Here is an 18667-nt window from a genome sequence, read left to right as displayed (position 1 = left end):
GACCGTTACAGACCCAGCAGAAGTTGACGCTCAAGCTGGGGATCGACCATGGTGACATGCAGTCCCACCAGCCGCACGCCGCGCCCGGCACGACGCTCATCCCAGGTTTTCCGGGCGATGGCAATCATGTCTTCTTTATTCAGTACCGGCCAGATATGCTCCTGGGTCGTCTGCTGAAAATCACTGAACTTGAGTTTAACGCCCTGACGCGCCACCTGCCTGTCGGGTCGGATCTGCGTCAGCCGGCGATCCAGCTCGGCATAGAGAAAATCGATTATCTCCAGGCAGGCATCCCAGTCGCTGATATCTTCTGCCAGCGTGCGTTCCACCCCCAGCGATTTACGCTCGCGCTCCACAATGACGCTGCGGTCATCAATGCCATTGCTGCGCTCCCACAGCACCCGGCCAAACTTACCAAAGCGCTTTAACAGTAGCGCCAGATCGGCCTTCTGCACGTCACCGCAGGTCACCAGCCCCATCTCCTCCAGCTTTTTGGCCGAGACTTTGCCAACACCGGGGATCTTCGCCAGCGGCAGCGTCAGCAAAAAACCGGCCATCTCCGGCGGCGTAATCACGAACTGCCCATCGGGCTTATTCAGGTCAGAGGCAATCTTTGCCAGAAACTTAATCGGCGCGATGCCCGCTGAAGCGGTCAGCCCGGTTTCACGGTAGATGGTGGCGCGGATCGCCTGCGCCATCAGTGTGGCAGAGCCGTGACAGTGCGGGCTGTCGGTGACATCCAGATAGGCTTCATCCAGGGAGAGCGGTTCAATCAGCGGGGTGTAGCGGGTAAAGATGTCGCGAATTTGTGCGGAGGCTTCTTTGTAGGCATCGAAACGTCCTGGCAACAAACGGAGATGCGGGCATAACTTGAGGGCCATGCCAGTTGGCATCGCGCTGCGCACGCCATATTTGCGGGCCGGATAGTTGGCGGTGCTGATGACGCCACGACGTTCACGGCTGCCACCAATCGCGATCGGGATGTCGCGCAGCTGGGGATTATCACGCATCTCCACCGCGGCATAGAAGCAGTCCATATCGACATGAATGATTTTACGCATACCCCCTCCGGCACTGGATAAGTATACAGTTGGCAGGGGTAACTGCAATATTTGTCGCGCCCACAATTAAAGTTTACAAATTTGTGGCCGAATATCCTTCAGTAAATCGCGAATCTGGCTGCCAGCGTCTTGCTAAAAAAACAGACAATGTTTAATGTTGCGCTGCGATAGCGGACAGTTCCGATAATGCAAACAGAGACGCACAATTTGCGTCATGTTCTATTCACCTCAAGGTATACACAGCATGGGCAAAATCGCACTCCTGTTTGCGATGATTTTACTGCCAGCCCTCAGCATGGCAATGACACCCGAACCCGTCCAGACAGCGGCTCCGGTCAGCAAAGAATTAAAGAAACAGTTACTGGGCACCCCGGTCTATATCCAGATCTTCAAGGAAGAACGCACCCTCGAACTCTACGGCAAAATCGGTAATGAATATCGCCTGCTGGATACCTACCGCATCTGTAACTTTTCTGGCGGCCTCGGCCCGAAACGCCGTGAAGGCGATTTCAAAAGCCCGGAAGGTTTTTACAACGTGAAGCTGAATCAGCTGAAGCCGGATAGCCGTTTTTATCGCGCGATCAACATTGGCTTCCCGAATCAGTTCGATCGTAATCAGGGCTACAGCGGCAACTACCTGATGATTCATGGCGACTGTAAGTCAATTGGCTGCTATGCCATGACGAACGCCTATATGGATGAGATTTTTACTTATGTGAACGCGGCGCTGCGTAATGGCCAGCAGGATGTCAGCATCAGCATCTATCCGTTCCGCATGACTGACAGCAACATGCAGCGTCACCGCTACTCCAGCGATGCCAGTTTCTGGCAGCAGCTCCAGCCCGGATACGCTTATTTTGCTAAATATCACCAGCCGCCGACGGTCAACGTCGCCAGCGGTAAATATGTGATGAACAGCAGCCCGGCACCGGTTTTAGCCAGTCCCGAAGCGGCCTCCCGTTCATTCCTGGCGCTCTCCAAGGCAGAATAACGCCCATTCGCCTGGCGCAATCCGCTGCCAGGTTTCATTGGCCGTCAGTGGCTGCGTAGCAATCACCGTCACCACGTCATGCGGCGTGGTGTGCTGCTGAAAATCAACCTCCACATCCTGATCCAGTAACTGCGCCCGGCCAAAAGGTGCACGACGGGTGATCCAGAAGAGGTTGGTGGAGCAAAAGGCCATCAGATATCGCCCGTCTGACAGCAGCATGTTAAACACGCCCTTCTGCCGCAGCGTGCCAGCCAGCTCCCCGATAAAACGAAACACCGCAGGCCAGTTGCCCGGCGTGCGTGGATAGCGCGTCGCCAGCTGATGCAGGATCCAGCAAAACGCCTTCTCGCTGTCCGTTTCGCCTACCGGCCGGAATGTGCCGGTCTCCAGTTGCCGATACCCCTTGAGCTGTCCGTTGTGCGCATAGGTCCAGTGACGGCCCCACAGCTCACGGGTAAACGGATGGGTGTTTTCCAGCGACACCTGACCACGATTCGCCTGGCGGATATGCGCCACCACCGAATGTGATTTTATCGGGTATTCCTGCACCAGACGCGCAATCGGTGAGTTAAAGCTCGGCAGCGGATCTTTAAACGTACGGCAGCCTTTATCTTCGTAAAAGGTAATGCCCCAGCCATCTTTGTGAGGCCCGGTCCCACCGCCACGCTGAACCAGTCCGGTAAAGCTGAAACAGATATCCGTGGGAACATTGGCGCTCATCCCGAGCAATTCGCACATAGCCACCGCCTCTGATTAAGTGGCCTCCTTCTGTGGGAGGCCAGCGCTGTTACTTCACCATCTCTTTTTCGATCAGCAGCATCAGGATGTGGATCACTTTAATGTGGATCTCCTGAATGCGATCGGCATAACCAAAGTGCGGCACCCGGATTTCAATGTCGGCACTGCCTGCCATCTTACCGCCATCTTTACCGGTCAGGGTGATCACTTTCATTCCCTGCGCACGGGCAGCTTCAATCGCTTTAATGATATTGGCAGAGTTACCGGAGGTTGAGAGGCCCAGCAGCACATCGCCCGGACGCCCTACTGCTTCTATGTAGCGCGAAAAGACATAGTCATAACCAAAATCATTACTGACGCAGGAGAGGTGGCTGACATCAGAGATGGCAATCGCCGGATAGCCAGGACGATTTTCACGGTAGCGACCGGTCAGCTCTTCGGCGAAGTGCATCGCATCGCAATGTGAACCGCCGTTACCGCACGAAAGCACCTTTCCGCCAGCCTTAAAGCTGTCAGCCAGCAGTACCGCAGCACGCTGGATCGCATGGATATTGGCATCGTCGCTGAGGAATTTATTCAGCGTATCAGCAGCTTCATTGAGCTCAGAGCGGATGATGTCCTGGTACATAGGGATGTCCTTTTTTAGGAGAGGTTAATCGCAGCAAGTTTAACGGAATGGCCGGTCAGCGCAAAGCGTCATGCCACGTCGGTCCGGACTCTAACGCGGAATATTGTTGCCGAAGGTGCTGCAAAAATGGGCTAAAACAGGTTTTTGTGAGGCAGGTTGTAATTGCGATGTAAACAAATTGATAAATGCTCTCAACTGCTCTAAACCTCTCTGTATAACAGGTCAGACCTCTTACTACTTGGAGCGGTTCATTATGATGGTTGTTTCGATACTTGCCACGGTGGCGCTGATTGGCGCCCTGTTCTACCACCGCCTGTCGTTACGGCTCAGCAGCGCCATTCTGTTGCTGTGGACTGCGGCGATGGCTGTTGCGCATCTCTGGACGCCATGGCTGCTGCTGCCACTGGCGATCATTCTGCTGCCGTTTAACCTGCCGTCGCTGCGCCGCAGCCTCTTTTCAACGCCGATCTTTCAGCGCTTCCAGAAAGTAATGCCGCCGATGTCGCGCACCGAGAAAGAGGCCATCGATGCGGGTACCACCTGGTGGGAAGGCGATCTGTTCCAGGGCAAACCGGACTGGCAGAAGCTGCACAACTATCCTCAGCCACGCCTGACTGCCGAGGAGCAGGCCTTTCTTGATGGCCCGGTCGAAGAAGCGTGCCGCATGGCCAACGATTTCCAGATCACCCATGAGCTGGCCGATATGCCGCCGGAACTCTGGGCATATCTGAAAGAGCATCGTTTCTTCGCGATGATCATTAAAAAAGAGTATGGCGGCCTCGATTTCTCTGCCTATGCACAAGCCTGTGTGCTGCAAAAGCTGTCGGGCGTCTCCGGGATTCTGGCGATTACTGTGGGTGTGCCTAACTCACTGGGTCCGGGCGAACTGCTGCAGCACTACGGCACCGAAGAGCAGAAAAATCATTACCTGCCCCGGCTGGCACGCGGCGATGAGATCCCCTGCTTTGCGCTGACCAGCCCGGAAGCAGGTTCAGATGCCGGCGCGATCCCCGATACTGGCGTCGTCTGCATGGGCGAATGGAAAGGTCAGCAGGTGCTGGGTATGCGCCTGACCTGGAACAAGCGCTACATTACACTGGCACCGATCGCCACCGTGCTGGGCCTGGCGTTTAAACTTTCCGACCCGGATCATCTGCTCAGCGACAACGAAAATCCTGGTATTACCTGTGCGCTGATTCCGACCAACACGCCCGGTGTGGAAATTGGCCATCGCCACTTCCCGCTTAACGTGCCGTTCCAGAACGGGCCGACACGCGGCAACGATATCTTTGTGCCGATTGACTATATTATCGGCGGTCCGGAAATGGCCGGCCAGGGCTGGCGGATGCTGGTGGAGTGTCTGTCAGTGGGTCGCGGCATTACGCTGCCATCGAACTCAACCGGCAGCCTGAAAAGTGTGGCGCTGGCAACAGGTGCTTATGCCCATATCCGCCGCCAGTTCCGCGTCTCAATCGGTAAGATGGAAGGGATTGAAGAGCCGCTGGCACGCATTGCGGGTAATGCTTATGTGATGGATGCGGCCGCTACGCTGATCACAGCCGGCATTATGCAGGGTGAAAAACCGGCGGTGCTGTCGGCGATTGTGAAATATCACTGCACCCATCGCGGTCAGCGCGCCATTATCGACGCTATGGATATTGCCGGCGGTAAAGGCATTATGCTCGGGAACAGTAACTTCCTGGCCCGTGCCTATCAGGGTGCGCCGATCGCTATCACCGTGGAAGGCGCGAACATTCTGACGCGCAGCATGATTATCTTTGGTCAGGGCGCGATTCGCTGCCATCCTTATGTACTGCAGGAGATGGCGGCGGCAGCCAGCAACGATGTGAATGCGTTCGATCAGGCGCTGTTCAGCCATATCGGTCATGTGGGCAGCAGCACGATGCGCAGCCTGTGGCTGGGCTTAACTGCCGGACGCACCAGCGCCAGCCCGACCCGCGATGGCACCCGCCGTTATTACCAGCACCTGAACCGCATCAGTGCCAACCTGGCGTTGCTCTCTGATGTGTCGATGGCGGTGCTGGGTGGCAGCCTGAAACGTCGCGAGCGTATCTCGGCGCGTCTGGGCGATGTGTTGAGTCAGCTCTATCTGGCCTCCGCAACCCTGAAACGTTATGACGATGAAGGTCGCAACGAAGCCGATCTGCCGCTGGTTCACTGGGGCGTACAGGATGCGCTGCATCAGGCAGAAGTGGCTATTGACGATCTGCTGCGTAACTTCCCGAACCGTCTGGTGGCGGGCGCCTTGCGGATGACGATTTTCGCTGGCGGTCATCACTGCCCTGCTCCGTCTGACCGTCTGGATCATCAGCTGGCAAAAATGCTGCAGCAGCCGTCAGCCACCCGCAGCCGACTGGGCCGTGGCATGTACCTGACGCCGAGTAAACATAACCCTGCCGGTCAGCTGGAACAGGCGCTGCAGGATGTGATGGCGGCAGAAGTGATTCATGACAGGCTGTGCAAACAGACGAAGCAGCACCTCTCCTTTACCCGTCTGGACGCGCTGGCGAAGCGTGCGCTGGATCAGGGCTGGATTGATGCCAAAGAGGCGGAAGTGTTGCAGCGTGCCGAAGTCAGCCGTCTGCGTTCGATTAACGTCGATGAGTTTGAGCCGGAGGCACTGGCAGTACCGGTGCCAGAGAAAGCCCCTCAGCCTGCATCACGGACGAGTGAGGCAGCATAAGGTTAGCGTTAGCCTGCAGCACCGGCTCAGGGAGCAGACGCCTTCCGTAAAGACGCAAAAACGCCATCCATGGCATGCTCAGCGCGGGCCATCCATGGCCCGCGATGCTTTATTCCAGGCGTATGGTCCCATCGCTTGAAGTTCAGCGCTCTTCATCAGTAGGGCGGCACTATGCCAAATCAGGGGAAATCTGGCCGCAATAATTAAGCCCAAAGCGCAGGGAACAGGGTCAGAAGAGGAAAGCGTCCCGCGTCAGGACGACGCGGGCCGAGCGAGCCAGGGATGGCTTTAGCGACTTTCCGATCTGTCCCTGTTACCGGCGCGGGCACACTCTTATAGCCAGCTTTTGATTTACCTGAAAGCCGACATCATGTCGGCTTTTTTTATCCTGCCTGACGGATGCGGGCAATCAGCGCATCCACATCTTCGACGTGATCGGCTGCCAGAATCAGCGTGCGACCCAGGTTAATCGCATTACGGATGCAGTCAGTGCGCATCGCCGGATCGGCAATCAGCTTCATATCTGCCACATGTGACATTCCCACCGTGCGGCGAATCAGCTCAGTGCCGCAGTAACCGATGGTATCAGCCCATACTTTACGCAGAAACGCTTCCGCATAGCCTGGATAAGCCAGCGCCTCATCGCGGGTTTTCTCTGCCGCAAGCGCCAGGAAGCCTGAAGCAAACGTCGTCCAGAGTTTATGGACATCGCTGAGGCGCTGCTCGCGGGCATCGGCGGCTTCGCGCGGAGGCAGCAGACCTGGCAGGCCGCAGTAGTTAATCAGCAGGTTGCCTGCCGCAGTACCAACATCAAAACCGATGGGACCAAAATAGCCAAATTCCGCATCAATCGCTTTCAGGCTGCCGTCAGCAACGAAAATCGAGCCGCTGTGAATATCCCCATGCAGCAGTGCTTCGGCGTGAGCAAAGAAACGATGCTTAAGACCGCCCACCGCGATGCGCAGGGCATCATCATTACGCAGGCTGGCGACCAGCGGTTCAAGCGCTTCAGGATAGCTGTTGCGCTCATGATTGGTGTAAGGATCGTTGAAGAAAAGATCTTCAGTGATTTCACACATTTCCGGATTGATGAAACGCGCCACTTCCGCTTTTTTCTGATGCGGATGCAGGATGAAATCGGATGTATGAAACAGGGTTTGCGCCAGATAGTTGCCTAACTGCTGAGCCGCTTCCGGGTAGTAAGCGCCCTTCACCAGCTCGCTACGCCAGATGCGATGGCTGGAGAGATCTTCCATCACCATCACCGCCAGCTCCGCATCGTAATGGGTGATCTTCACCGTGTGCTGCGGACAATATTTGTAGTGCTCGACCAGCGTCTGCGCTTCCAGCCGCGCCCGATCCAGCGTCAGCGGCCAGGACTCCCCCACGCAGCGCACATAAGGCAGTGCCTGCTTGACGATAACGCGACTGATGCCCTGATCGTCATAAATCTTAAACACCAGGTTGAGGTTGCCATCACCAATCTCTTCTGCGCTGCTCAGCGCGGCAGGATTGTCCACGCCGCCAAATTGTCGGGCATATTCCACAGCATCAGCAGCAGTAAAGGTACGGTATTGCGACATTGCCTGTTCCTCATCATTCGAAGGGGGTCACTCAGGTGTAATAAGCCGTTCAGACGTCTATACATCCGTTCAGCATGTTGGCACAATACGCATCATTAACGCAACATGGATTTCACCCACAATGCAGACACTTCAAACCACCAGCTTACAGGTTCGTGACAATCAGCTCTGGATTCTGGATCAGCAGGCATTGCCGCAGCAGAAGAACTGGCTGCCCGCACACAGCGTGCCTCAACTGATTGAACATATTCATGCACTGCGGGTGCGCGGTGCGCCGCTAATCGGCCTCTCTGCCTCGCTGCTGCTGGCGCTGCTGGCAGAACAGGGGCAGCCGCGCGCTGAACTGGCTCAGGCGCTGGAGACCCTGCGCGCCGCCCGCCCTACCGCCGTCAACCTGATGAACAATCTTGACCGGATGAAAGGGGCACTGGCCCAGCCGGACTTTGCCCCTGCGCTGGCTCAGGAAGCCTGGCGGCTGGTGCAGGAGGATAAGCAACTGTGTGATGCCATCGCTGATGCGGGTTGCACGCTGGTGAAACCTAATAGCCAGCTGCTGACTCACTGTAATACCGGCGGGCTGGCAACGGCGGGTGTGGGTACCGCGCTGGGCGTCATTGCCCGTGCCCATCAGCAGGGCCTGATTAAGAATGTGTGGGTTGATGAGACCCGTCCGCTGTTACAGGGCGGCCGCTTAACCGCCTGGGAACTGGGCGAGCTGGCGGTTCCCTACACCCTGATTACCGACTCCATGGCCGCCAGCCTGATGGCCCGTGGCGACGTAGATGCGGTGTGGGTCGGCGCTGACCGCATTGCCGCCAATGGCGATGTCGCCAATAAGATCGGCACCTACAGCCTGGCGGTGCTGGCGCATTATCATCAGATTCCGTTCTACGTGGCGGCTCCGCATACCACGCTGGATCGCAGCTGCCCTGACGGCGCAGCGATTCCCATTGAGCAGCGCGCCGCCAGTGAAGTGACGGGCGTTGCCGGCAGTTTTGGCAGCGTGCAGTGGGCGCCAGAAGCAGCCTGGGTTTATAACCCGGCGTTTGACGTGACGCCAGCGGCGCTGATCAGCGGCTGGGTGCTGGACACCGGCGTGGTGACGCCTGACCAGGTGCAGGACGGCATCTTCCAGCCGCAGTAATGGTCTGCGAGGCGTTTGCCGCTATGGAGACGCCTCGCATAACAGGCTGACAGATTACGCCAGACGCGGATAGGCATCCGCTATCTTATCGCCGGTAAAGTTCGCCACCCAGCCTTCCTGATTGTCGAAAATACGGATAGCCGTGAAGTGGGGTGACGACCCCATATCAAACCAGTGCGGCGTTCCCGCTGGCACTGAGATCAGATCGTTTTTTTCGCAGAGGATCTGCAGGATCTCGCCATCCAGATGCAGGCAGAACAGCCCGGCACCCTCGACAAAGAAACGCACTTCATCTTCGCCGTGCGTATGTTCATTGAGAAATTTCTCCCGCAGCACGGTTTTCTGCGGGTTATCAGCACGCATGCTGATCACATCCCAGCTCTGATATCCCTTTTCCGCCACCAGCCGATCAATCGCATGCTGATAGGCGTTGATCACCGTTTCGGGATCCGGATTTTCACCCAAATCACGATCGGCTTCCCAGCGCTCAAAACGGACACCTTTTGCATTCAGGCGGTCACGAATCGCTTCCGCGTCAGTGCTGTGCCACACCGGCTGGCTGGCTTCACGGTCGGTAAAAATAGTCAGTGCGCTCATGCTAAATCGACTCCGGGTTAATCTGAGAAAAATCCGTCACCTGACGATGGCGGCTCTCATTGTCCGCATCGCCACGCAGTAATTGCAATGTCTGCCAGCCCGCCTCTGCGGCGGCATCCAGCTCCTGATGAATATCAGAGAGAAACAGCAGCTGCTCCGCTGGCTGGCCAATGTCAGCGGCAATAGTGCGATAAGCCGCGACGTCGCGTTTGGCGCCGACGTGGGTGTCAAAATAGCCACTGAACAGGCCAGTAATATCACCTTCGTCGCTGTAGCCAAATAACAATTTCTGCGCCGCAACCGAGCCGGAGGAATATACATAAAGTTCAATGCCCTGCGCCTTCCAGCGGCTGAGCGCAGGCACGACGTCGGGATAGAGATGACCGGTAAAACTGCCGTTCACGTAGCCATCGCGCCAGATCATGCCCTGCAGCGCCTTCAGGCCGGTCGATTTGCGATCCTGGTCCATAAAGCCCAGCAGAATATCTGTGACGCCAGCCAGATCGGCCTGCAGCTGACCAGCTTCTTCGCGCACCGACTGCAGTGCGGCCGCCACGTCCGGCTGGTGCGCATTTTCACGCAGGAAATCCGGCAGATGCTTGCGGGCATAGGGAAACAGGATGTTATGTACAAAGCGGATATCGCTGGTAGTGCCTTCGATATCAGTAACAATGGCGCGAATCATGCTTTCTCCAGCAGGCGACGTTGACGTTCACATTCAAATAAAAATTCCAGACCTTCCAGATGACGGCGGGCTTCGCTGACATCCCGGCCCCAGCAGGTTAAGCCGTGGCCGCGCAGCAGAAAGCCGTAATGCAGCGGAAAACGTGCGGCGTAATCTTCAATTTCTGACGCCAGCGCCGCGATATCCTGGCTATTGTCGAACACGGGAATCGCCAGCGTATCCAGATGAGTATGCTGACCACTTAACGATTTTTGCATCTCATAGCCGTGCAGCAATAGCGCCGCCCCCTGCTCCACCCGCGACAGCACGGTCGAATTCACCGTGTGGGTGTGCAGCACCGCGCCCGCCTCAGGAAAGAGGCGATAGATCATCGTGTGCAGGCCGGTTTCTGCCGACGGCTTACGGCCAGAGAGCGACTGGCTGGTGGCGATATCGACCTCAATAAAGTCATCCCGCGTCAGCGTGCCTTTATCTTTGCCCGATTCACTCAGCAGGCAGACATGTTCATCGCGGCGCACGGACATATTTCCGCCGGTGGCCGGTGCCCAGCCTTTTTCGCCAATCCAGTGACAGGCGGCGACCAGCTGATCTAACGGAAGACTCTGCGACATAAAGGTTCCTTACGGTGAAATGTAATTCCCGGTAACTCAGATAATCGTAACGGCGATGAAATTTCAACAGGTTGCATCATCATCTCCAGGTCCTGCCAAATGATCCGTGTGTCAGCAAGGCGGCAAGCGCGCTTATCCCCGGGAGCTGACACTCGTCAGTGACCGGGGTAAGCAAGCGCAGCCAACGCCGCTGCCGCGCGGAGCATGTCGGCAGGACAAGGCGGCAAGTGCGCGCATCCCCGAGAGCTGACACTCGTCAGTGACCGGGGTAAGCAAGCGCAGCCAACGCAGAAGAGATGTGGAGCATGACGCATTTAGCCGTCTAAGCGTCTTGATTGCCAAATACTACCATCCTGTTTATAGTGGCACAAACACCGGGTGACACCGCATCAATTTTCGCGCTTAAGGCCTGACACCATGACGCAGCACAACCTGATCCCCGAGAGTAAACTTCCCTTACTCGGCACCACGATTTTCAGCCAGATGAGTGCGCTGGCGCAGCAGCATAACGCCATCAATCTCTCTCAGGGCTTTCCCGATTTCAGCGGCCCGGACTATCTACAGCAGCGGCTGGCGTATCACGTCAGCCAGGGCGCGAATCAGTATGCGCCGATGACCGGTGCGCTGCCGTTACGCGAGGCGATAGCTGAAAAAACCGCGCGACTTTATGATTACCGCCCGGATGTTGACGTGGAGATTACGGTGACAGCGGGTGCAACTGAAGCGCTCTATGCGGCGATTACCGCACTGGTGCGGCCGGGCGATGAGGTGATCTGCTTTGATCCCAGCTACGACAGCTATGCGCCAGCGGTGGAGTTGTCTGGCGGCGTGATGAAACGCATTACGCTGCAGCCGCCCGCTTTTCGGGTGGACTGGCAGGCGTTTGCTGCACTGCTGAGTGACAAAACCCGGCTGGTGATTCTGAATACGCCGCACAACCCTACCGCTACCGTCTGGCAGCAATCCGATTTCGCCGCGCTGTGGCAGGCGATTTCGGCGCACCCGGTTTATGTGCTGAGCGACGAAGTTTATGAGCACATCTGCTTCGATGAGGTGGGCCACGCCAGTGTGCTGGCCCATCCTGATTTGCGTCAGCGCGCCATCGCGGTGTCGTCGTTTGGCAAGACGTTCCATATGACCGGCTGGAAAGTGGGCTATTGCATTGCCCCTGCGGCGATCAGCGCTGAACTGCGCAAAGTGCATCAATACCTGACCTTCTCGGTGAATACCCCGGCGCAGCTGGCAATCGCCGATATGCTGCGTGAGCATCCGGAACACTATTTTGAACTGCCAGCGTTCTATCGCGATCGCCGCGATAGGCTGGCCACGGCGCTGAGCAACAGCCGCTTTAAGGTTCTGCCCTGCGAAGGGACCTACTTTTTACTGGTCGATTACAGCGCCATCTCCGATCGGGATGATGTCAGTTTCTGCCAGTGGCTGACCCGTGAAGTCGGCGTCGCCGCGATACCCCTGTCGGTGTTCTGCGCCGATGCTTTCCCCCATAAACTGATCCGCCTCTGTTTTGCCAAACAGCCGGCGACATTAGATGCCGCCGCGGAGCGCTTATGTCAGCTTTGAAAATCACGCTATTGCAGGAGACGCTGAGCTGGATGGATGGCGAGGCCAACCTGCGCCATTTTGACGCGCAACTGGCCGGACTTACCGGACGCGATCTGATTATCCTGCCAGAGATGTTTACGACCGGCTTTGCGATGGAGGCGGCGAAAAGCTCGCTGCCAGAGGCGCAGGTGGTTGAGTGGCTGCACCAGCATGCCCGCAGCACCGATGCCCTGGTCGGCGGCAGCGCGGCAATTCAGACAGAACACGGCGCGGTAAACCGCTTCCTGCTGGTCGAACCGGACGGCACGCTGCATCAGTATGACAAGCGTCACCTGTTCCGTATGGCGGACGAGCATCACCACTATCAGCCCGGCGAACAGCGGCAGGTGTTTGAGTGGCGCGGCTGGCGCATTCTGCCGCAAATCTGTTACGACCTGCGCTTCCCGGTCTTCTCGCGCAACCGCAATGATTACGATCTGGCGCTCTATGTCGCCAACTGGCCTGCGCCACGTGCGCTGCACTGGCAGGCGCTACTGTTAGCGCGGGCGATTGAAAATCAGGCTTACGTGGCAGGCTGTAACCGCGTTGGCAGCGATGGCAATCAGCATCACTACAGTGGCGACAGCCAGATTATTTCACCGCAGGGGGAGATCCTCAGCGCGGCCGAGCAGCATCAGCGCGCCCGGCTGGATGCCGAGCTGTCACTGGACGCGCTTCAGGCTTACCGCGAGCGCTTCCCGGCCTGGCAGGATGCAGACCGGTTTTCGCTGTAAACCACCGCCGGTTAACTGCCGCGATAAGTTGACCAGGACCAGGGCGAAATCAGAAATGGCAGATGAAAATGGCTGCCCGCCTCAGCGATCATAAAATCGATCTGTGCACTGACGTAGAGCGCATCCCGACCGGCGACGGCAAAATAGTCGCCGATTTCCGCCGTTAAACGGTAGTGGCCCGGCGTCAGCGGCTCAGGCGTCAGATCTTTCAGACGCCCGTCGCTGTCCGTTTCACCCTGTGAAATCGGAAACCAGCCTTCCGGGCTGTTCTGCTCCAGTGAAATCGCCACGCCGCTGGCCGGTTTACCCAGCGCCGTGTCGAGAATATGGGTGGTCACAGTGCTCATTGAATCGTCTCCTTAAGGCGTAACAGGGTAATTTCACGCAGTTGATCCAGCGCCTCCTGCTGCTCGGTAACATCGCTATTCTGCAACCGACGCTGCAACTCTGCGAGCATCTGTTCGCCGCTGCGCCCTTTGGCACGAATCAGAAACACCCGGCCAAAACGCGCTTCATACGCCTTATTCCCCTGCTGCATCGCCTGTTGCAGAGCATAATCGGCCTGCTGCATCGCGGACTGCTCCCCACGCGACAGTACAGACTCTTTGTCCGCGCCGTTCGCGCGTTCGCCAATGCGGGGATGGGCCGACAAGGCCGCTTCCAGCTCGGGCTGCTGCCACTGGCGAGCCAGCGCATCGGCAGTGGCCAGTAGCGCCTCAATGGTGGCAAAAGGCCGGCCCGCCACCATCGACTGCTGCCAGTGCGGGATCGCCACACAGTGCCGGATGGCCGACTGCGCCTCGTCAGCTGACAGCTGATTAAATGTGGCTAACTCCATATTTTAACTCCGTCCGGCAATCAGCGAGACCGCTTCCAGATAAGCCTGCAGCGCAGGAGCCACATCGTCAACCGCCACCGACTCTGCCGGATGATGACTGATGCCGCGATGGTTACGCACAAATAACATGCCGACCGGCCAGCGTTCAGCGATAGCGATAGCGTCATGCCCGGCCCCGCTCGGCAGTGACAGACTGCGACCCTGCACCGTTTCCACCGCATGGCTCAGCGCCTGTTGCAGCGCGGAGTCACAGGCGGTAGCACCGATGCGATAATATTCGTTCGACTCGAAGCGAAGTCCACGACGCAGCGCAATCGCCTCAGCCTGCGTTAGCAGGCTGGAGAGCAGCGTCTCCAGCGGATTATCCAGCGGACCGCGCACGTCCAGCGACAGCGATACCTCGCCGGGGATCACATTCACTGCACCCGGCGCGCAGTTAATCGTGCCCACAGTCGCGACCAGCTGCGGATCCTGCTCACGGGTGGCCTGCTCGATAAACACCATCCACTCGGCGGCGGCGGCCAGCGCATCTTTGCGATGCGTCATCGGCACCGTTCCCGCATGGCCCGCTTCGCCGGTGAAACGACAGTTGAGGCGGCGCGCACCGTTAATCGCCGTGACCACACCCAGCGCCAGATCTTCCTGCTCCAGACAGGGGCCTTGTTCGATGTGCAGCTCAAGATATCCGACGATATCCTCAACCCGCCGCGCCGCAGATGCGATCCTGTCGCTGTCGAGACCAACATCGGCCATCGCCTGCGCGACAGTAATGCCATTGCCGTCGGGATGTGTCACCCAGCTTTGCGGCCAGCTGCCGGTAATCCCGCGACTGCCAAGCAGCGTAATGCCAAAACGGGTGCCCTCTTCGTCGCCAAAGCCAATCACCTCAATGGCCAGCGGCAGGCGGCGCTGATGTTCATTTAGCCACTGTACGGTTTCAATGGCGCTGAGCACGCCCAGCATCCCGTCGTAGCGGCCGGCGTTGCGCACCGTATCGAGATGGGAGCCGAGCAGCAGCGCAGGCGCACCCGCTTCTGCCGCCTCATAGCGCCCACAGATATTGCCGACTTCATCCTGCCACACCTGCATCCCCGCTGCCTGCATCCACTCACCGACGCAGGCGTTGGCGCGCAGATGTTCCGCCGACAGGTAGACGCGGGTCAGGCCCTCAGCCGTTTCGCTGATCGCTGCCAGCGCATCACAGCGCGCCATCACGCGCTGTGCAGCGGCCTGAGCTTCGCTGGCACTCATCATCATGCCTGGCTCCCGTAGTGATCCCAGGCGGCCTGCGCACCCGCGCCCTGCGGCGTGCGATAACCAACATGAGTCAGCACTGTTTCCAGCGCCGATAGCGTCTGCATCACGCAATCTTTGCGCGCGTTGTAACCCATGGTGCCGATGCGCCACACCTTGCCATGCAGCGGACCAAATGAGGTGCCAATCTCAATGCCGAAATCCTCCAGCATCAGTTTGCGCACCTGATCGCCGTTGACACCTGACGGGATCATCACGCCCAGCACGTTGTTCATCTTGTTTTTCAGATCGCCAAAAGTCTCCAGCCCCATTCCCTGAATGCCTTTCAGCATCGCTTCACCATGCAGTTTGTGACGGGCGATGCCGTTATCCAGCCCTTCCTGCAGGATCAGACGGGCACACTCGCGGGCGCCAAACAGCGCACTGGTCGCTTCGGTGTGATGGTTAAGCCGCTCCGGCCCCCAGTAATCCATGATCATGCCGAGATCAAAATAGTTGGAGTAGATCATTTCATCATCTCCATCCTGATGCGCCTCGGTGCGGATCCCCTGCTCCACGCATTTGCGTTTGCGGATCACCGCTTCCATCTCTGCGCTCAGGGTGATCGGTGACGTGCCCGATGGGCCGCCCAGGCATTTCTGCATCCCCGCCGATACGGCATCCAGTCCCCAGGCATCCGTTTCCAGCGGGTTGCCCGCCAGCGACGCGGTGGCATCGGTGTAGAACAGCACGCCGTACTGTTTACAGATCGCCCCCAGCTGCTCAAGTGGCTGCAGCATGGTGGTCGAGGTATCGCCCTGCACGGTCAGCAGCAGGCGTGGCCGCACTTTTTTGATCGCATCTTCAATCTGGTCCGGGGTAAAGACTTCGCCCCACGGCACTTCGATGGTGTGAACGTCCGCACGACAGCGGCGGGCAATTTCGCACAGCAGATGACCGAAGCGGCCAAACACCGGGACCAGCACTTTGTCGCCAGGGCGGATAGCGGAGAGCAGTATCGATTCGATGCCGGCACGAGAGGTGCCATCAATCAGCAGCGTCCAGCGGTTCTCTGTGCGGAACACGCCGCGATAGAGCGCCATCACTTCGTTCATGTAGTGGGTCATCGCGGGATCGTACTGACCCAGCAGCTGGCTCGACATGGCGCGCAGCACGCGGGGATCGGCGTTGATCGGTCCCGGTCCCATCAGCAGACGCTGTGGCGGATTGAGTTGCGGGTATTGTGTTATATCCATCATCATTTCCTTTTCTGATGCCCGACAGGCTATTTTATTTGCCATTCTGGCCCCGGGCAGTGCTCACACAGGCTGCTTTAGCAACCTGAACGCCCGTAAGGGCGGCCCTGAAGGGGCGAGCACAGCGAGTCATCCTCACGTACTTCGTGTACGCTCCGGTTGTTCCGCGCTGTCCGTGGTCAGACTGTCTGCAACAATAAACGCCTGTCAAACTAAACATTTAGAGACGAACCGAAGAGATAAACTGCTTCAGCTCCGGCGTCTGCGGCTGGGCGAACAGCGTTTTACTGTCGCCCTGCTCCCAGACGCGCCCCTGATGCATAAAGACCACACGATCGCCCACGTCGCGGGCGAAGCTCATTTCATGGGTGACGAGGATCAGCGTCATTCCCTCTGCCGCCAGCTGCTCCAGAACTTTAAGCACTTCGCCCACCAGTTCAGGATCGAGCGCGGAGGTGATCTCATCACAGAGTAAAACTTTCGGCGTCATCGCCAGCGCACGGGCGATCGCCACGCGCTGCTGCTGACCGCCAGAGAGGCTGGCAGGATAGTAGTCAAGACGTTCACCCAGCCCGACTTTCTCCAGCATCTGCGCCGCCAGCGCCCGGCACTCGGCCTCGCTTTTCTTCAGCACCCGGCGCGGCGCCAGCATCACGTTCTCCAGCGCCGTCATGTGCGGGAACAGATTGAAGCTCTGAAATACCATTCCGACCGAGCGGCTGATTTCACGCGCCTGCGAATCACGGTCAGTAATCGTCATCCCGCCGAGCTTGATGCTGCCCTCCTGATAGCCTTCCAGCCCGTTCATACAGCGCAGCAACGTGCTTTTGCCGGATCCACTGCGACCAATGATCGAGATCACCTCGCCCATGTCGATATCCAGATCCACGCCTTTCAACACATGGTTGTCGCCGTAATATTTTTGCACCTGATTAATGGTGATGAGCGGCATTGAATTTTTTCTCCAGATACTGGCTGTAGCGAGACAGCGGATAACACATCAGGAAGTAGCCCAGCGCCACCAGCCCAAAGACTTTAAACGGCTGATAGGTCACGTTGTTCAGAATGGTGCCCGCCTTAGTCAGCTCAATGAAGCCGATTATTGAGGCCAGCGCGGTGCCCTTGATCACCTGCACGGCAAAGCCCACGGTCGGCGCGATACCGATGCGGATCGCCTGGGGTGCCACCACCCGCCATAGCGTCTGACCAAAGGTCAGGCCGAGGCAGCGCGACGCTTCCCACTGCCCTTTCGGCAGGGCGCGAATGCTGCCGTACCAGATGTCCACCAGAAAGGCGCTGGTGTAGAAGGTCAATGCCAGCGAAGCTGCGGTCCAGGGCGCGACATCAATGCCGAATAGCCCGACGCCGAAAAATGCCAGGAACAGCTGCATCAGCAGCGGCGTGCCCTGAAACAGCGCGGTGTAACCGCGTATCACGCGCGTCAGCCACTTGCGTTGCAGCAGACGCAGAAACAGCAGTGGCAGCGTTACCAGCGTTCCGCCGGCAAAGGCCACCAGCGACAGTAACAGGGTCCAGCGCGCCGCCAGCAGCAGGTTGCGCAGGATGTCCCAGTCAGTAAAGGTCGTCATCATGATGGCTGCACTCCAAACCATTTACGGCCAATTGCCAGCAGCAGATGGCGCATCGCAATCGACAACGCCAGGTAGATCAGCGTGGTCACCAGATAGACCTCAAAACTTAAGAAGGTGCGCGACTGAATCAGGTTAGCGGCGAAGGTCAGCTCCTCATAAGAAACCTGGGACACCACCGACGACCCCAGCATCACGATGATGCACTGACTGACCAGCGCCGGGTAAATGCGCTGCAGCGCAGGTGGCAACACCACCCGCAAAAATGTCTGGCTGCGGGTTAATCCCAGCACCCGGCCTGCTTCCCACTGCCCTTTGGGCGTTACCTGAATTCCGGCACGGATGATCTCGGTACTGTAAGCGCCAAGGTTGATCAGCATCGCCAGCAGCGCCGCCTCGCCAGCGGTAAGTTTCAGCCCCAGCGCAGGCAGACCGAAAACAATAAAGAACAGTTGCACCACAAACGGCGTATTGCGGATCAGCTCGACATAGATGCCCCACAGGCGGCTCATCCAGCTGGGTTTGCCACTGCGCAGCGCCGCGCCCGCAATGCCCAGCGCCACACCACCGGTCGTCGCCAGCACCGTCAGCTGGAGGGTGACCCACAGACCGGAGAGCAGCTCCGGCCAGTAGGGCCACAGGGCGGGAAAGTTAAGTTGCCCGGTCATGAATCCGT

19 protein-coding genes are annotated in these 18667 nt (G+C 58.0%); 5 read left to right on the top strand and 14 right to left on the bottom strand.

The genetic code is table 11. From position 1 onward, the window contains the following. Nucleotides 1–5: 5 nt before the first annotated feature. Complete coding sequence (dinB, locus tag Q7C21_RS13240; RefSeq protein ID WP_008924836.1) at nt 6–1061, bottom strand: DNA polymerase IV; 1056 nt, start codon at nt 1059–1061, stop codon at nt 6–8. Between the two features lie 244 nt (nt 1062–1305). On the opposite strand from dinB, the gene dpaA reads away from it, so the two are divergent. Beyond that, nucleotides 1306–2052, top strand: a complete 747-nt coding sequence (gene dpaA / locus Q7C21_RS13235) for a peptidoglycan meso-diaminopimelic acid protein amidase (RefSeq protein WP_008924835.1) — start codon at nt 1306–1308, stop codon at nt 2050–2052. Here the strand turns inward: dpaA and Q7C21_RS13230 are convergent. Both Q7C21_RS13230 and lpcA read right to left on the bottom strand, forming a co-directional pair. Further along, a complete protein-coding gene (locus Q7C21_RS13230) occupies nt 2023–2790 on the bottom strand; it encodes a class II glutamine amidotransferase (RefSeq protein ID WP_003851154.1) in 768 nt (255 codons plus the stop codon). The genes dpaA and Q7C21_RS13230 overlap by 30 nt on opposite strands. Before the next feature lie 49 nt (nt 2791–2839). Continuing rightward, a complete protein-coding gene (gene lpcA, locus Q7C21_RS13225) occupies nt 2840–3418 on the bottom strand; it encodes a D-sedoheptulose 7-phosphate isomerase (RefSeq protein WP_003851153.1) in 579 nt (192 codons plus the stop codon). Nucleotides 3419–3671: 253 nt separating this feature from the next. Here lpcA and fadE point away from each other — a divergent pair, with 253 nt between their 5' ends. Beyond that, nucleotides 3672–6122 (top strand): acyl-CoA dehydrogenase FadE, encoded by a 2451-nt coding sequence (gene fadE / locus Q7C21_RS13220; protein WP_110411625.1) that lies wholly within the window; start codon nt 3672–3674, stop codon nt 6120–6122. 383 nt (nt 6123–6505) lie between these two features. Here the strand turns inward: fadE and mtnK are convergent, their stop codons facing one another. Next, nucleotides 6506–7705: an S-methyl-5-thioribose kinase gene (gene mtnK, locus Q7C21_RS13215; RefSeq protein ID WP_110411626.1), complete on the bottom strand. Its 1200-nt coding sequence runs from the start codon at nt 7703–7705 to the stop codon at nt 6506–6508. A gap of 121 nt (nt 7706–7826) precedes the next feature. Between mtnK and mtnA the strand changes: the two genes are divergently transcribed. Beyond that, complete coding sequence (gene mtnA, locus Q7C21_RS13210; RefSeq protein ID WP_110411627.1) at nt 7827–8849, top strand: S-methyl-5-thioribose-1-phosphate isomerase; 1023 nt, start codon at nt 7827–7829, stop codon at nt 8847–8849. A gap of 54 nt (nt 8850–8903) precedes the next feature. Here the strand turns inward: mtnA and Q7C21_RS13205 are convergent, their stop codons facing one another. Genes Q7C21_RS13205 through Q7C21_RS13195 form a run of 3 tightly spaced genes read right to left on the bottom strand, consistent with a single transcriptional unit; the run spans nt 8904 to nt 10742 of the window. Then, nucleotides 8904–9446: an acireductone dioxygenase gene (locus Q7C21_RS13205; RefSeq protein ID WP_003852580.1), complete on the bottom strand. Its 543-nt coding sequence runs from the start codon at nt 9444–9446 to the stop codon at nt 8904–8906. A gap of 1 nt (nt 9447) precedes the next feature. Then, entirely contained in the window at nt 9448–10131 is a 684-nt protein-coding gene (mtnC, locus tag Q7C21_RS13200; protein WP_003852578.1) for an acireductone synthase, read from the bottom strand. Then, entirely contained in the window at nt 10128–10742 is a 615-nt protein-coding gene (locus Q7C21_RS13195) for a methylthioribulose 1-phosphate dehydratase (RefSeq protein WP_110411628.1), read from the bottom strand. The genes mtnC and Q7C21_RS13195 overlap by 4 nt, the downstream gene beginning before the upstream one ends. 417 nt (nt 10743–11159) lie before the next feature. Here Q7C21_RS13195 and Q7C21_RS13190 point away from each other — a divergent pair, with 417 nt between their 5' ends. Further along, nucleotides 11160–12320, top strand: a complete 1161-nt coding sequence (locus tag Q7C21_RS13190) for a pyridoxal phosphate-dependent aminotransferase (protein WP_110411629.1) — start codon at nt 11160–11162, stop codon at nt 12318–12320. Then, the gene (locus tag Q7C21_RS13185; RefSeq protein WP_008924831.1) at nt 12308–13075 is read left to right on the top strand and encodes an amidohydrolase; all 768 of its coding nucleotides are present in this window, start codon (nt 12308–12310) and stop codon (nt 13073–13075) included. Before Q7C21_RS13190 ends, Q7C21_RS13185 begins: the two co-directional genes overlap by 13 nt. An 11-nt stretch (nt 13076–13086) precedes the next feature. On the opposite strand, the gene uraH is transcribed toward Q7C21_RS13185, so the two are convergent. From uraH to Q7C21_RS13150, 7 genes are all read right to left on the bottom strand, one after another. Next, complete coding sequence (gene uraH / locus Q7C21_RS13180; protein WP_003852574.1) at nt 13087–13422, bottom strand: hydroxyisourate hydrolase; 336 nt, start codon at nt 13420–13422, stop codon at nt 13087–13089. Continuing rightward, nucleotides 13419–13913 carry a 2-oxo-4-hydroxy-4-carboxy-5-ureidoimidazoline decarboxylase gene (gene uraD / locus Q7C21_RS13175; protein ID WP_003852573.1) on the bottom strand — a complete coding sequence of 165 codons (495 nt, stop codon included), beginning with the start codon at nt 13911–13913 and terminating at the stop codon, nt 13419–13421. Before uraD ends, uraH begins: the two co-directional genes overlap by 4 nt. Before the next feature lie 3 nt (nt 13914–13916). Continuing rightward, nucleotides 13917–15170: an allantoate amidohydrolase gene (gene hpxK / locus Q7C21_RS13170; protein ID WP_039659006.1), complete on the bottom strand. Its 1254-nt coding sequence runs from the start codon at nt 15168–15170 to the stop codon at nt 13917–13919. After that, nucleotides 15167–16402 carry an alanine--glyoxylate aminotransferase family protein gene (locus tag Q7C21_RS13165; RefSeq protein WP_003852571.1) on the bottom strand — a complete coding sequence of 412 codons (1236 nt, stop codon included), beginning with the start codon at nt 16400–16402 and terminating at the stop codon, nt 15167–15169. The genes hpxK and Q7C21_RS13165 overlap by 4 nt, the downstream gene beginning before the upstream one ends. Nucleotides 16403–16622: 220 nt before the next feature. Next, complete coding sequence (locus Q7C21_RS13160; protein WP_008924827.1) at nt 16623–17354, bottom strand: amino acid ABC transporter ATP-binding protein; 732 nt, start codon at nt 17352–17354, stop codon at nt 16623–16625. Next, on the bottom strand, nt 17335–17991 hold the full coding sequence (locus tag Q7C21_RS13155) for an amino acid ABC transporter permease (protein ID WP_033742952.1): 657 nt from the start codon (nt 17989–17991) through the stop codon (nt 17335–17337). Before Q7C21_RS13155 ends, Q7C21_RS13160 begins: the two co-directional genes overlap by 20 nt. Continuing rightward, nucleotides 17991–18659, bottom strand: coding sequence for an amino acid ABC transporter permease (locus tag Q7C21_RS13150; protein WP_008924825.1), 669 nt, complete (start codon nt 18657–18659; stop codon nt 17991–17993). Before Q7C21_RS13150 ends, Q7C21_RS13155 begins: the two co-directional genes overlap by 1 nt. Between the last annotated feature and the right edge of the window lie 8 nt (nt 18660–18667).

This window comes from Pantoea sp. ANP04 (genome assembly GCF_041982285.1).
In the GTDB taxonomy this organism is placed as follows: domain Bacteria; phylum Pseudomonadota; class Gammaproteobacteria; order Enterobacterales; family Enterobacteriaceae; genus Pantoea; species Pantoea eucalypti.
This window is presented reverse-complemented; position numbering and strand designations above follow the sequence as displayed.